At 72.6% G+C, this 13,615-nt stretch carries 10 protein-coding genes; 3 read left to right on the top strand and 7 right to left on the bottom strand.

The genetic code is table 11. From position 1 onward, the window contains the following. Nucleotides 1-204 precede the first annotated feature (204 nt). Nucleotides 205-957 carry a GntR family transcriptional regulator gene (locus SGA01_RS37460; RefSeq protein ID WP_141302620.1) on the bottom strand — a complete coding sequence of 251 codons (753 nt, stop codon included), beginning with the start codon at nt 955-957 and terminating at the stop codon, nt 205-207. Nucleotides 958-1,241: 284 nt separating this feature from the next. On the opposite strand from SGA01_RS37460, the gene SGA01_RS37455 reads away from it, so the two are divergent. Then, nucleotides 1,242-2,582: a glycoside hydrolase family 18 protein gene (locus tag SGA01_RS37455; protein ID WP_141302618.1), complete on the top strand. Its 1,341-nt coding sequence runs from the start codon at nt 1,242-1,244 to the stop codon at nt 2,580-2,582. A 79-nt stretch (nt 2,583-2,661) separates the two neighbouring features. Here SGA01_RS37455 and SGA01_RS37450 read toward each other — a convergent pair whose 3' ends face one another. Next, nucleotides 2,662-3,819 carry a DUF4190 domain-containing protein gene (locus SGA01_RS37450; RefSeq protein WP_167534273.1) on the bottom strand — a complete coding sequence of 386 codons (1,158 nt, stop codon included), beginning with the start codon at nt 3,817-3,819 and terminating at the stop codon, nt 2,662-2,664. Between the two features lie 184 nt (nt 3,820-4,003). After that, nucleotides 4,004-5,578, bottom strand: a complete 1,575-nt coding sequence (locus SGA01_RS37445; protein WP_141302614.1) for a S8 family peptidase — start codon at nt 5,576-5,578, stop codon at nt 4,004-4,006. Nucleotides 5,579-5,767: 189 nt separating this feature from the next. Between SGA01_RS37445 and SGA01_RS37440 the strand changes: the two genes are divergently transcribed. Further along, the gene (locus tag SGA01_RS37440) at nt 5,768-6,889 is read left to right on the top strand and encodes a threonine synthase (RefSeq protein WP_141302612.1); all 1,122 of its coding nucleotides are present in this window, start codon (nt 5,768-5,770) and stop codon (nt 6,887-6,889) included. Nucleotides 6,890-6,924: 35 nt separating this feature from the next. Here SGA01_RS37440 and SGA01_RS37435 read toward each other — a convergent pair whose 3' ends face one another. From SGA01_RS37435 to ychF, 3 genes are all read right to left on the bottom strand, one after another. Beyond that, nucleotides 6,925-7,728, bottom strand: a complete 804-nt coding sequence (locus SGA01_RS37435; protein ID WP_308699086.1) for a DUF4232 domain-containing protein — start codon at nt 7,726-7,728, stop codon at nt 6,925-6,927. Nucleotides 7,729-7,827: 99 nt separating this feature from the next. Then, a complete protein-coding gene (locus tag SGA01_RS37430; RefSeq protein WP_141302610.1) occupies nt 7,828-10,488 on the bottom strand; it encodes an AfsR/SARP family transcriptional regulator in 2,661 nt (886 codons plus the stop codon). A gap of 254 nt (nt 10,489-10,742) precedes the next feature. Beyond that, nucleotides 10,743-11,831 carry a redox-regulated ATPase YchF gene (gene ychF / locus SGA01_RS37425; RefSeq protein WP_024760863.1) on the bottom strand — a complete coding sequence of 363 codons (1,089 nt, stop codon included), beginning with the start codon at nt 11,829-11,831 and terminating at the stop codon, nt 10,743-10,745. Nucleotides 11,832-11,992: 161 nt separating this feature from the next. On the opposite strand from ychF, the gene SGA01_RS37420 reads away from it, so the two are divergent. Then, on the top strand, nt 11,993-12,748 hold the full coding sequence (locus SGA01_RS37420; protein WP_371866294.1) for a DUF6542 domain-containing protein: 756 nt from the start codon (nt 11,993-11,995) through the stop codon (nt 12,746-12,748). 231 nt (nt 12,749-12,979) lie between these two features. Here the strand turns inward: SGA01_RS37420 and ppgK are convergent. Further along, nucleotides 12,980-13,615: polyphosphate--glucose phosphotransferase (gene ppgK, locus SGA01_RS37415; protein ID WP_141302608.1), on the bottom strand; the 636-nt coding region annotated here is incomplete at its 5' end.

Below are 13,615 nucleotides of genomic sequence, written 5' to 3'. Positions count from 1 at the left end.
AGGGTTCCTGTCGTCCGACCGGATCGCGGGTACGGAGCAGGAAGGTAGGAGCCGGGCGTGACGGCTTGTCGCGGTCCACGATTGCCGGGCGGTTACGGGGACTGACGCGCCGTTAACTCCCGGTCAAGCGGCCCGGACGGCCGGGTCCGCTCACCGGTCGGCCGGACGCCCCCGGGACCGGGGGGCGGGAGTCGGCGCGCGGGATCAGCGGACCGGGAGGTGGTACGAGATGCGGTAGCGGTCGGCCGGGACCACGACATCCGCGGTCTCGACGGCCCGCCCCGACGCGTAGTACGTCCGCTCGACCACCATGACCACATGGCCCGGCACCCCGCCGAGCGCGAGGAGCTCCTCGGCGAGCCCGGGGCGGGCGCCGACCTCCTCCACCACGTTGTCCACGACCACGTCGATGGCCGCCATCCGCTCGACGACGCCGCAGCCGCCCAGCGGGCCCTCCTCCGGCAGCATCACCGGAGTCCGGCCGGTGACCGCGAGGGGCTCCCAGGAGGTGGAGACCATCATGGGCTCGCCCCCGTCCCGGTACACGTACCGCGTGCGCATCACGCGCTCCCCCGGTTCGATGTCGAGCCGGGCGGCCACCTCGACACTGGCCGGCTCCTGCTCGCTGCTCGACTCCCAGGTACCCCGGGCCCCTTCGGCGGCCTGCTCCTGCCGGAACGGCGTGGCACCGGACGCCGGGCGGTAGCCGGAGCGGGCGATCCGGCGCGGCACCGGGCGCTCCCGCACATACGTCCCCGAGCCGGACCGGCCCTCCACGAGCCCCTCGGCCATGAGCACCTTGCGGGCCTCCAGCGCGACAGTGTCCGAGACCCCGTACTCCTCGCGGATGCGCGCCTGCGACGGGAGACGGGTGTGCGGCGGAAGCGAGCCGTTGGCGATCTTCTCCCGCAGATCGCTCGCCACGCGCAAGTAGGCGGGCTGCTCACCGAATGTCACTGGACACTCCCCTCAGGTTGACTGACAGCTACAGACTGACAACCGAGGGTCGCGATCCGCAAGCATGGGCCAAAGTTTCACCCGAAGTGATGACGCGCCGGTCGCAGGCCTTGCTACCCGCGGTCACCACGAGTAGGCGAAGTGCGGGCGACCCCACACCCCCCTCGCACCCTCGTCGCACCCCTTGACCTCTATTGGTACAGACCAATACGTTCCTGCCTGCACGGACCATCCCGCACGGCCCATCCCGCACGCGCCATCCCGCCTCGCACAGGAACGAGCCCATGCGCCCCAGAGCCCTGACCAAGCTGACCTTCGGCGCCGCCGCCGCGGCCACTCTCGGCCTCCTCGCCACCCTGGCCCCCACGGCCGACGCGCACCAGCCCTCCCCCGCCTCCTCCGCCGGCCACTCCCTGAAGCGCATCGGGTACTTCACCCAATGGGGCATCTACGGAAGGGACTTCCAGGTCAAGGACCTGGAGACCAGTGGCACGGCCACGAAGCTCAGCCACATCAACTACGCCTTCGGCATCGTCGGTTCGAACGGCAAGTGCCTCATGGGCAATGTGCCCGGCTCCGACCCGTGGGCCGACTACGTGCGCCCCGTCGACACGGCCGACTCGGTGGACGGCGTCGCCGACACCGCCGAACAGCCCCTCGCCGGAAACTTCAACCAGCTGCGCGAGCTGAAGGCCGAGAACCCGGGCCTCAAGGTCATGATCTCGCTGGGCGGTTGGAGCGGATCGGCCCACTTCTCCGACGCCGTGCGCACCGACGCAGGCCGCAAGGCGCTGGTCGCCTCCTGCATCGACGTCTACATCAAGGGCAACCTGCCCGTCGACGGCGCCCGCGGCGGTGCCGGCGCCGCCGCCGGCCTCTTCGACGGCATCGACCTGGACTGGGAGTGGCCGGGCTCGGAAGGCGCCCCCGGGAACGTGATCCGCCCCGAGGACAAGCCCAACTTCACCAAGCTCGTACGGGAGTTCCGCACCCAGCTCGATGCCTACGGGCGCTCGCTGCCGCAGCGCAAGCGCTACGACCTCAGCGCGTACGTGCCCACCGCGCCCGCCAAGATCGACGCGGGCTTCGAAGTCGCCAAGGTCATGCGGGACTTCGACTTCGTGAACCTCCAGGGCTACGACTTCCACGTCTCCGGCGAGACGACGACGGCCCAGCAGTCCGCGCTCTTCGCCAAGAACGACTGGAGCGTCGACGGGACCGTGAAGTCCTGGCTGAGGCGCGGCGCCCCCGCCCACAAGCTCGTCGTCGGCATGCCCTTCTACGGCCAGGGCTGGACCGGCGTCACCGGCGGCGGCGACGGCCTCGGACAGCCCGCGGCCGCCCCGGCCCCGGCCACCTGGGCGGCCGGTTCCGAGGACTACAAGCACCTCAAGAAGCTCGCCGACTCCGGCACGTACAAGCTCCACCGCGGCCAGAAGAACGGCCACGCCTGGCTCTTCGACGGCACCACGCTCTGGACCTACGACGACCCCACCGTGCTGCGCACCAAGGCGTCCTACGTCCGCCAGCGGGGCCTCGGCGGCGCCATGGTCTGGTCGCTGGACGGCGACACCCCCGACGGTGAGCTGATCACCGCGATCGACCGGGGCCTGACCCGGCGCTAGGGCCGATCCGCCGGACAGGCGCACGGACGGGGCCGGGCCTCCCGAAGGAGACCCGGCCCCGTACCCGTGCGGGAACCCCTCAGGCCGAGCTGCTCGGGCCCTCCTGCACCGGCGGAGTGTCCGTCAGGCCGAGCCCCTTCCGCGCCTTCGCGCCCAGGTCCTCGGGCAGGGTGTCCCAGGCGGTTTCGTACGCCTCCCAGTAGGCGTCCGCGTCGGCCGCCCCGGCCAGCTTCCGCCACTGCTTCATCGCCGCGTCGAGCTCCTTGCCGAGCTCCGCGACCGGGGCCGTGGAGGCGCCGGGCCAGTAGTGCTTCTTCAGCCCCTTGCGCGCCTCGTCGATCGCCGCCAGCATCTCCGCGGACCACTCCCTGTTGGCCGCGAAGTCCTCGTCCGGGTCGTCCTCCGGCTCCCGGGAGCCGGCCGCCTCGATCGGGTTGACGGCCTTCAGGAAGTGCTCCTGGTCGGCGGTCAGGGTGGTCGCGTCGGACCGTACCGAACCGCTGAAGGACCCGTCCTCGCTCGCGAACGCGCAGGTCACGGTCCGGTCGCCGAGGCGCCAGCTCTGGCTGCTCGGCATGTAGTAGTACACCCACACGTCCACGGGGACGGCCCAGGTGTCCAGCGCGTACGCGGCGTTGACCGTCTCGCAGCGCTTCTCCGCCACCGCCTCGATCTCGGACTCGCCGGGCCACTTGTCGTAGCCGGTGAGCTTGAAGCTGCCGCTGACCTCGCCGTCGTGCGGCTTCGCGCAGTCGACGATCTCGACCTCCTCCGCGTAGTCCTTCAGCTTGCCGTCGTCGCCGAAGCACTGCCCGGTGCGCAGCGAGAACGGGGACTTGGTGCGCGAGGCCTCGTCCACGCCCTTCTTGAAGCCGTCGACGGCCGAGCCGATGGCGCCGGTCACGAGGCCGACGACGAGCAGCAGGGAGCTGACGGCGGAGAGGACGATGCCCGCGACGGCGAGGCCCTTGCCCGCCTGGTCCTTCTTCTTGATCTGCGGGAGGGCGATCAGGCCGAGGACCATCCCGAGGGGCGGGAGGCAGCAGACGATGCCGGAGATCAGGGAGCTGATGGCGAGCCCGTTGGTGGTGCGGCCGGGCTGCCCGTACGGACCGGGGGCGCCGGGCTGTCCGTAGGGACCGGCCGCGTACGGCCCCCCTGGCGAGGTGTACGGGCCGGGGGCGGGCCAGCCGCCCTGGGGCGACGGGGGCGGCTGGGGCGGCTGGGTCGGCTCCACGGCTGACGTGCTCCTGTTGGGACGACTGGTGCGAACAGACGAACGAGCGCGCATCGTACGTGGTCGGCCGCCGCACCACCCGACCCGGGGTACGCCGAAGGGGCGGCCGCCGGCAGGCGACCACCCCTCGTCGTGCGACGTGGATCAGAGCGGATCAGAGTGGATCAGGAGAGATCCGAGCCGATCAGAACTGCAGGGCCCAGGAGTCGATCTTCCCGGTGTCGATGGACGCGTTGTCCGTGACCCGCAGCTTCCACGTGCCGTTGGCGACCTCCGAGGAGGCGTTCACCGTGTACGTGGTGTTGATGTTGTCCGAGCTGCCACCCGTGCCGAAGGCCTTCAGCGTGTACGCCGAGCCGTCGGGGGCTATCAGCTGGACCTGGAGGTCACCGATGTAGGTGTGGACGATGTTCACCGGCACCTGGAGGGCGGCCGGGGCGTTGCCCGTGACGCCGCTGACGGTGACCGGGGACTCGACGGTCGCGTTGTCGGCGATGGCGAAGTCCGCGGTGTTCTCGAACCTCGGGCCGGTCGGCGGGGTGGTGCCGCCGCCACCGACGAAGAGGAGCCGGTTCGGGGAGCCGGTTCCGGGGCTGGTGACGACGTTCGGGGTGGCGGCGGTCGTCAGCGCGGTGGAGACCTGCGCCGGGGTCGCCGTCGGGTTGTCGGCGAGGTAGACGGCGGCGGCGCCCGCGACGTGCGGGGTCGCCATCGACGTACCGGAGATGGTGTTGGTGGCGGTGTCGTTCGTGTTCCAGGCCGACTTGATGGAGGAGCCCGGGGCGAAGATGTCCAGGACCGTGCCGTAGTTGGAGAAGCTGGAGCGGGCGTCGGTGTTGGTCGTGGAGCCGACCGTGATGGCCTCGGAGACCCGCGCCGGCGAGTAGTTGGAGGCGTTGGAGCTGTCGTTGCCGGCGGCGACCGCGTACGTGATGCCCGCCGCGATCGAGTTGCGGACGGCCTGGTCGAGGACGGTGTCGACGCCGCCGCCGAGGCTCATGTTGGCGACGGCCGGCTTGACGGCGTTCTGCGTCACCCAGTCGATGCCCGCGACGACCTGCTCGGTCGTGCCGGAGCCGGAGTTGTCGAGGACCCGGACGCCGACGATCTTCGCCTTCTTGGCGACACCGTAGGAGGTGCCGCCGACGGTGCCGGCGACGTGGGTGCCGTGGCCGTGGCCGTCCTGGGCGGTGTTGTCGTTGTCGATCGCGTCGTAGCCGTTGGCCGCGCGGCCGCCGAAGTCGCTGTGGCTGATGCGGACACCGGTGTCGATGATGTACGCGGTGACGCCCTGGCCCGCGCTGTCCGGGTAGCTGTAGCTCTGGTTCAGCGGCAGGGCCTTCTGGTCGATCCGGTCGAGGCCCCAGGACGGCGGGGAGGGCTGCGTACCGTCGATCGTGAAGACGCGGTTCTGCACGACGGTCTTCACGGCGGGGTCGGCCGCCAGCTTCTTCGCCTGCGCCTCGGAGAGCTCGACGGAGTAGCCGTTGATCGCCGAGGTGTAGGTCCGCTTGATCTTCGCGCCGAACTTGGCCGCGACCGCCCGGCCCGTGGCGGTCTCCGCCTGCGCGGACTCGTCGAGGGTGACGATGTAGCTGCCCGCGATGGTGCCTTCGGCTCCGGCGTTCTCGATGACCCCCTCCGCGGCGGCCGGTGAGGCGGCGGCCGGGAGGGTGGAGGCGGAGCCGAGGGCGAGGGCTGCCACGGCGATGGCGATGGCCGTGGCTGTTCGGCGACGTGAGTCACGCATCACTGACATGTGAGGGGTCCTCCTCATTGGTGGTGCGTTGCTGTGGGGGAAGGCATGGACATGACAAGACGACACGGGGATGTCCCCGCTCCTTCTCATGTCCGGCTGCCGAGCGAAAGATTGACGGATCCATAGGAATCCCACAAGGGTCACGTCGTGACCGACACACCCGTGTCACACGGCTGACATCCTGGCCCCGTGACCGACTACGTGTGCCCTCGCTGCCGAGTTCACTCCCCCACGGACGCGCTCACCTGGTGTTGTCCGAAGTGCCGTGGCCCCTGGGACCTGGAGTTCACGCCGGCACCGGCATCCCTCCCCTCACTCACGTCCCTCGCGTCACGTGTGAATTCCTTGTGGCGGTACGCGGAGGCGCTGCCTCCCCTGCCGTACGGAGCCGAGGTGACCCTCGGGGAGGGCCGCACACCCCTCGTCCCGCTCACGGAGTCGGTTTCGGCCAAACTCGATTTCCTCATGCCGACGCTGTCCTTCAAGGACAGGGGCGCGGTGATGCTCGCCGCGCACGCGCTGCGGCTGGCGCGCGCCGGGGGCCTCGACCGGGTCGTGGCCGACAGCAGCGGCAACGCGGGCACGGCCGTCGCCGCGTACGGAGCCCGGGCCGGGCTCGACAGCCTCGTGTACGTGCCCGAGGGGACGTCCCCGAAGAAGCTGGAGCAGATCCGGGCGCACGGAGCCCGTGTCGTCGAGGTGCCCGGCGACCGCGAGGCCACCGCCCGGGCGGCGCGCGAGGCCGCCGACGCACCCGGCACGTTCTACGCCTCGCACGTCTACAACCCGTACTTCCTGCACGGCACCAAGACCTATGTGTACGAGCTCTGGGAGGAGCTCGGCGGCCGGCTCCCCGACACGATCGTCGTCCCCGTCGGCAACGGCACGCTGCTTCTCGGCGCCGCCCTCGCCCTCGACGAACTGCGCCGGCAGGGCCTCACGGACACCCGGCCCGCCCTCGTCGCCGTGCAGGCCGAGGCGGTCTCCCCGCTGGCGGCCGCCTTCCACGCGGGCGCGGACGACATCACCGCCCCCGCCCCCGCTCGCCCCACCCTCGCCGAGGGCATCGCGGTCCCGGCCCCGCCCCGCGCCCGCCAGATCCTCCGGGCGGTACGCGAGACGGGCGGTACGTTCCTCACGGTGACCGACGATCAGATCCGTACCGCGCAGCGGGACCTGGCGAAGCGCGGCCTCTTCGTCGAGGCCACGGGCGTGGCCTGCTGGGCGGCGGTCAGCGCCGCCCCGCCGCGCCCCGGCCTGACCGTGGTGCCGCTGTGCGGGGCGGGCGCGAAGACGGGGCTGGTGAGCTAGGACCCGCCCGCGGACCCGCGGGCGGGCCCTCCCGATCAGAACTCGTCGGCGCCGTTGCGGAGCTCGTGCGTCCAGTAGCCCGTCTTGGCTGCGGTCTCGTCGACCGCGAGGCCGCCCGCGGGGGCCTTGACGACGATGCTGCCCTCGGCCGGGCCGTCGGCGGCGAAGAGGTTCACGTTGAAGCTCTTCACGACCTTGTTGCCCTCGCCGACGCCGCCGAGCGCGACCCTCACGTTGGCGTACGCCGGGGCACCGGGCTTCAGGACGACCGGGGCCGCCGGCTTGCTCTTCGCGACGGCCGGGACGTCCTTGGCCGTCTGGATGTCGCCGAAGGCGATCAGCGGGTACTGGAGGAGGGTGCAGGAGCGGCCGGAGACGTTGGTGGCGGTGAGGGTGATGTGCTCGGTGGGGACCTCGTCCGCCTTCGCCGCGGTGATCCTGATGTCGCCGTAGGCGCAGGCCGGGGCCTTGGCGGCGGTCTTGGTCGAGGTCTTGGCGGAAGCCTTGGCGGCGGTCTTGCCGCCGGTGGAGCCGTTGCCGCTCGTGGAGCCCTTGCCGCCGGTGGCGGAGGCCTCGCTCACGCCTCCGGAGGTGGACCCTCCGGCCGTGGACCCGTCCGCCGTGTCGGCCGCGTCGGACGTGCCGTCGGCCGTACCGGTGTCCGTACCGGTGTCCGCCGCGCCGGTGGCCTGCTCCGAGTGCGAGCTGCTCGCGCTCCCCGCGTCCTTGGCGCCGGTGCCGGTGTCGCCGCCGCAGGCGGTCAGGCCCAGCGAGAGGGCGGTGACGGCGGCGGCGGCCAGGACGGTGGCCTTGTGGTGGGTCCGCATGGTGGTACGCATGGTGGTTCTCCCCCGTGAAGCTGTCGGTCGACGCGGTACGTACGTACTGCGTGCTGTATCCAGCTTCCGGCCCGCCGCTGCCGTCCCGCTTGCGTACCGCTAACGATCCGCTGACAGCCGCGAAAGCCGCTCCGCCGCCCGCACGGAGCCCTCCGTGAACCCGGCGGCATCGGCTGCCACGATCGCCCGTTTCAGCTGGTCAGCCGCCTCGTCGAGGCGGCCCACGCCGGCCAGCGCCTCGCCCCGGACGATCTGCAGCTGCGCCCGGACGACCACCGCGTCGGGTGTGACCAGTTCCCCCGCGCGAACGGTGTGCGCGAGTGCCTCGTCGTACTCCCCGGCCTTCAGGCAGTGCGTCGCCAGATGCTGGAGGGTCAGCACCTGGGTGGACGGGTGGGCGGCGCGGTCGGCGAGCGAGACCGCGTGGACCATGAGCAGTCCGGCGCGCTCGTGCTCTCCGGTCGAGTCCAGGACGGCGGCGTAGTTGACGTACGCGATGGCCTCGCTGACGGTGTCCCCGGCGCGGGCGGCGAGGATCGGCGCCTTCTCCAGGTGGACGAGCGCCTCGGCGTCCCGCCCCTCCTCGTGCAGCACCCACCCGAGGAGCGCCCGGGTCCGCGACTGCGCGTCGAAGTTGCCCTCGTGCTCGGCGGAGGCGAGCCCGGCCTCCAGGAGCGGCGTCCAGCCGTCCCCGATCCGCATGAGCATCAGCGGCCACTGCACGAGGGCGAGCCGCCAGGCCCGGTCGTGGAGGCCGAGCGCCGCGGCGGCGGCCACGGCGCCCTCCAGGGCGGGGCGTTCGGCCGCGTACCAGTCGAGCGCCGCCGCCCGGTCCTCGAACTCCCGCGTGGCGGCGGGCCTTCGGGCGTCGGCGGGCAGCGAGTAGCAGGGCTGGGAGCCCGGTTCGGCGGCGGCGTCGGCGGCGAGCCCGGTGTAGAGGTAGTGGTCGAGGAGGCGGGGCAGGCCCTCGGGGTCGGCGTCGGGGGCGATGCCGCGGGCGTAGAGGCGTACGAGGTCGTGCGGGGTCCAGCGGCCGGGAACGGCCTCGGTGAGGAGGTGGGCGGCGGCGAGGCGGTCCAGATCGGCGGAGGCGTGCGTCGGGGACGTGCCGGCGAGCGCGCCCGCCGCGAAGCGGTCCAGGTCGGATCCGGTGTGCAGGCCGAGCGCGCGGAACATCCGGGCGGCGGAGTCGGGGAGCTGCTGCACGGTGAGGCGCAGGGCGGCGGAGACTCCGACGTCCTCCACGTCGAGGAGGGTCAACCTCACCTGCTCGTCGGCGAGTTCGCCGACCATCGCGTCGAGCTTCCATTGCGGGCGTTCGGCCAGCCGGGCCGCCGTGACGCGCAGCGCGAGGGGCAGTCCGTCGCAGAGTCCGGCGAGCCGCTCGGCGGCGGCGGGTTCGGCGGCGACCCGCGCCTCGCCGAGCACGGTGGCGAGCAGGGCGGCCGAGGCGGCGGGCGGCAGATGCCCGAGCGGCACGGGCCGGGCGGCGTCGGAGGCGATGAGGCCGCTGAGCCGGTCGCGGCTGGTGACGACCGTCGCGCAGAGGTCGCCGCCGGGGAGCAGCGGCCTGACCTGCTCGGAGGAGCGTGCGTTGTCGAGGACGACGAGCAGGCGACGGCTCGCCGTGAGGGAGCGGAAGAGCGCGCCCCGCGCGTCGGCGGCCTCCGGGATCCGCAGCGCCGGGACGCCGAGCGCGAGCAGGAACTCGCGGAGGACGGCGGCGGTCTCGGGCGCCGGGGTGTCGCTGAAGCCGCGCAGATCGGCGAAAAGTCGACCGTCGGGGAAGTCGGCGCGGCGCTCGTACGCCCAGTGGACGGCGAAGGCCGACTTGCCGACGCCGGCGGGTCCGGTGACGAGGCAGAGGGGCGCGACCACACCGCCGACGGCGCGGTCGAGGTCGGTCAGCTCGGCGCCCCGGCCGGTGAATCCGCGTGGTGCGCGCGGCAGTTGCTCCGGCGCCGCGAAGGGGACGGACGCCTCGACCGGGAGGGCGGGGCGGGGGACGCGGGCGGCGGGCTCGGCGGCGCGCAGGAGCGTCGCGTACGCCTCGGCGAGCGCCTCGCCAGGGTCCACCCCGAGCTCCTCCGCGAGCAGCCGGCGCGTGCGGTGGTACCAGTCGATGGCGTCCGACTGGCGTCCGGCGCGGCCGAGCGCCAGCATCAGTGCGGCGGCGAGGGACTCGCGCAGGGGGTGGGCGACGGCCTCGGTACGGAGCACGGCGGCGGCCCGCCCGTGCTCGCCGAGCGCCCCGTAGGCCGAGGCCAGGGCCTCCACGGAGGCCAGCCGCAGCTCCTCGAGACCCCCGGCGGCCGCCTCCAGCGGCCTGCTGTGCACGGTCCCGGTGAGCGCGGGCCCCTGCCAGTACGAGAGCGCCTCGCGCAGCATCCGCACGGCGTCACCGGGCTGACGCTGGACCCCGGCGAGCGCGACGAGCTCCTCGAAGCGGTGGGCGTCGACGAGCGACTCCGGGATCCGCAGCACGTACGCCGACCCCTGGGTGGCGAGCTCGACGCCGTACGCCTCCGCCCCGTGCTCGGCGAGCAGCGCCCGCAGCCGCGAGACGTGCCCCTGGAGGACGGTCTTGGCGTGCGTGGGCGGCTCGTCCTCCCACAGGGCGTCGATCAGCTGCGTCACGTTCACGGCGCCGTTGGGCCGCAGCAGGAGCATGGCGAGCAGACTGGACCGCTTGGCGGGCCCCAGGGCTACGTCGCCGTCCTCCGTCACCAGCGCAACGGAGCCGAGCAGCCGGAACTCCACCTTCTACCTCCGCGATCCCTTGTCCCCCGGCCCCCGATCCCCAGCAGACGAGGATACGTGGGGTAAGAGGGACGACCGCGACGCGGCGTTCCCCGATCCCGCCCCACCGTCCGAATCCGCACCTGGCGGTGAGCTCCCCGCCGCGCCGGACCGGGGGGCGCGCACGGGCATACGGAAGGGGCCGGACTCATCCGAGTCCGGCCCCTTCCGGCGTGCGTATGAGCAGGAGCGGCGATGTGCCGCCACGCGACGCGTCAGACGTTGAAGCGGAACTCCACCACGTCGCCGTCCTGCATGACGTACTCCTTGCCCTCCATGCGGGCCTTGCCCTTCGCGCGGGCCTCGGCGACCGAGCCGCATTCGACGAGGTCGGCGAAGGAGATGATCTCCGCCTTGATGAAACCGCGCTGGAAGTCGGTGTGGATGACGCCGGCGGCCTCGGGGGCGGTGGCGCCCTTCTTGATCGTCCAGGCGCGGGTTTCCTTCGGGCCTGCCGTCAGGTAGGTCTGGAGGCCCAGGGTGGCGAAGCCGACGCGGCCCAGGGTGGCCATGCCCGGCTCTTCCTGGCCGACCGACTGGAGGAGTTCGAGGGCCTCGTCGTCCTCCAGCTCGATGAGCTCCTGCTCCAGCTTCGCGTTCAGGAAGATGGCCTCGGCGGGGGCGACCAGCGCGCGCTGCTCCTCCTTGAAGGCCTCGTCCGTCAGCTCGTCCTCGTCCACGTTGAAGACGTAGAGGAAGGGCTTCGTGGTGAGCAGGTGCAGCTCGTGGAGGAGGTCGCCCTGCTCCGTGCCCTTGGCGATGCCCTTCGAGAAGAGCGTGTCGCCCGCTTCGAGGATCTTCTTCGCCTCGAGGACGGCCGCGAGGACCGCGACCTTCTCCTTCTGGAGGCGGGACTCCTTCGTCAGGCGCGGCTCCGCCTTCTCGATCGACTGGAGGTCGGCGAGGATCAGCTCCGTGTTGATCGTCTCGATGTCGTCCTTCGGCGAGACCTTGCCGTCGACGTGGACGACGTTCTCGTCCTTGAAGGCGCGGATGACCTGGCAGATCGCGTCCGACTCGCGGATGTTCGCGAGGAACTTGTTGCCGAGGCCCTCGCCCTCCGAGGCACCGCGCACGATGCCGGCGATGTCGACGAAGTCCACCGTCGCGGGGAGGATCTTCTGCGAGCCGAAGATGCCCGCGAGGACCGCCAGGCGGGCGTCGGGGACACCGACGACTCCGACGTTGGGCTCGATCGTGGCGAACGGGTAGTTGGCCGCCAGCACGTCGTTCTTGGTCAGGGCGTTGAACAGGGTCGACTTGCCGACATTCGGCAGACCGACGATTCCGATCGTGAGCGACACGGTGGCGACTTCCTGAAGTGTGGATGGTGGGCCGATCCCCCAGTTTACGGGCGGGGCGAACCGGCCAGTGACGCCGGCCTTCGGTCGATCTCGGGCGCAACGTCACCCAAAGGGCGTGTCTCGGACCGGGTTCCCCGCCACTTCCGACCTACGTTGGTGGTGTGGAGCAGCACAGGACAAGTCAGCCGCAAGGCCGCCGACGGCCGCAAAACCCCGTCACACCGCCCGTGGCGCCGCCCGGCGCGCTCGTGGACGGCGCGGCCGTCGAGGGCGTGGCCGTGTACCGCGTCACCGGCAGGGCCGGGCGGGGCGTCGGCGGCGCCCGCGTCGAGCGGGCCGTGGACGCGGCGGCCGCCGCCGTGCCCGGCCGCGGTTCCGGGCGGCCTGCGGGCACCCGGCCGGTGCCGCCCGTCGTCCTCGCCCTGCGGCGGTTCCCCTCCCCCCGGCTCACCGGGCTCGGCGCCGGGCTCTTCGCCGCCGCCGCCATGCTGGTGATCGGTTTCCTCGACCGGCTGATCCTCGACGGCTCCCCGCTCGTCTTCGGACTCCTGTTCCTGCCGGTCAGCGCCCTGACCGCGCTGTGGGTCCGTACCGCCGACCTCGTCACCGCCCCGATCAGCGTGCCCATCGCCTTCGCCGTCGGTGTCGTCCCCATCGCGGGCGGTACGGGTGGACTCGGCGGCCAGGCCATGGCCGTCGTGACCGCCCTCGCCGTACACGCCGGCTGGCTCTACGGCGGCACCCTCGTCGCCGGGCTCATCACGAGCGTGCGGAAGGTACGGGACATGGGGCGCCGCCAGCAGCGCGCCGCCGGCAACGCTGCTGCCGCTGCCGGTGCCGCCGGTCGGACGGCCCCCGGTGCGGCCGAGAAGGCGGGTGGGCGCCCCTCGGCGCCCGGCCGCCGCCCCGTCGCCTAGACCCTGATCCGCCGGACAGGGCCTGACCCGTGGTCGGGGTCGGCCCGCGGCCGGTCGGCCCGCGGCGGGTCGGCCCGCGGCGGGTCGGCCCGCGGCGGGTCGGCCCGCGGCGGGTCGGCCTGTCGCTCGCGGGCGCCCAGCTCGTAGCCCTCGGCCGGTCGGCCCGAACACGGTCGGCTCGTGGCCGTGTGCCCGTCGCCCGCTTGCCCGCGGGCTCCCCGCCCGTTCGCCTCAGGCCTCGCCCGCCGCCATCGCCGCGCCCACGATGCCCGCGTTGTTCTGGAGCTCCGCCGGGACGATCTCCGCGCGGATGCCCTCGATCAGCGGGAGGAACTTGTCGGCCTTGCGGCTGACCCCGCCGCCGATGATGAACAGCTCCGGCGAGAACAGCATCTCCACGTGCGCGAGGTACTTCGTCAGCCGGCGCTTCGCCCAGTGCTCCCAGCTGAGGTCCTCGTCCTCCCTGGCCTTCGTCGAGGCCCGCGTCTCCGCATCGTGGCCCTTCAGCTCCAGGTGGCCCAGCTCCGTGTTGGGCACGAGCCGGCCGTCGACGAAGAGGGCCGAGCCGATGCCCGTGCCGAGCGTCAGGAGGATCACCGTGCCCTTGCGGCCCCGGCCCGCGCCGAAGGTCATCTCCGCGACCCCGGCCGCGTCCGCGTCGTTCAGTACGGTCACCGGGAGGCCGCCGAGCCGCTCGCTCAGGAGGGTGCCCGCGTCGACGCCGATCCAGGACTTGTCGACATTGGCGGCGGTACGGATCGTGGAGCCCGTCACCACGCCCGGGAAGGTCACTCCCACGGGTCCGGTCCAGCCGAAGTGCTCCACGACCTCCACGACGCAGCCCGCCACACCGTCGGGTGTGGCGGG

It is taken from the genome of Streptomyces gardneri, from assembly GCF_006539185.1.
GTDB classification, from domain to species: Bacteria; Actinomycetota; Actinomycetes; order Streptomycetales; family Streptomycetaceae; genus Streptomyces; species Streptomyces gardneri.
The sequence above is the reverse complement of the archived record's forward strand: the minus strand, read 5'-3'. Positions and strand labels throughout refer to the sequence as shown.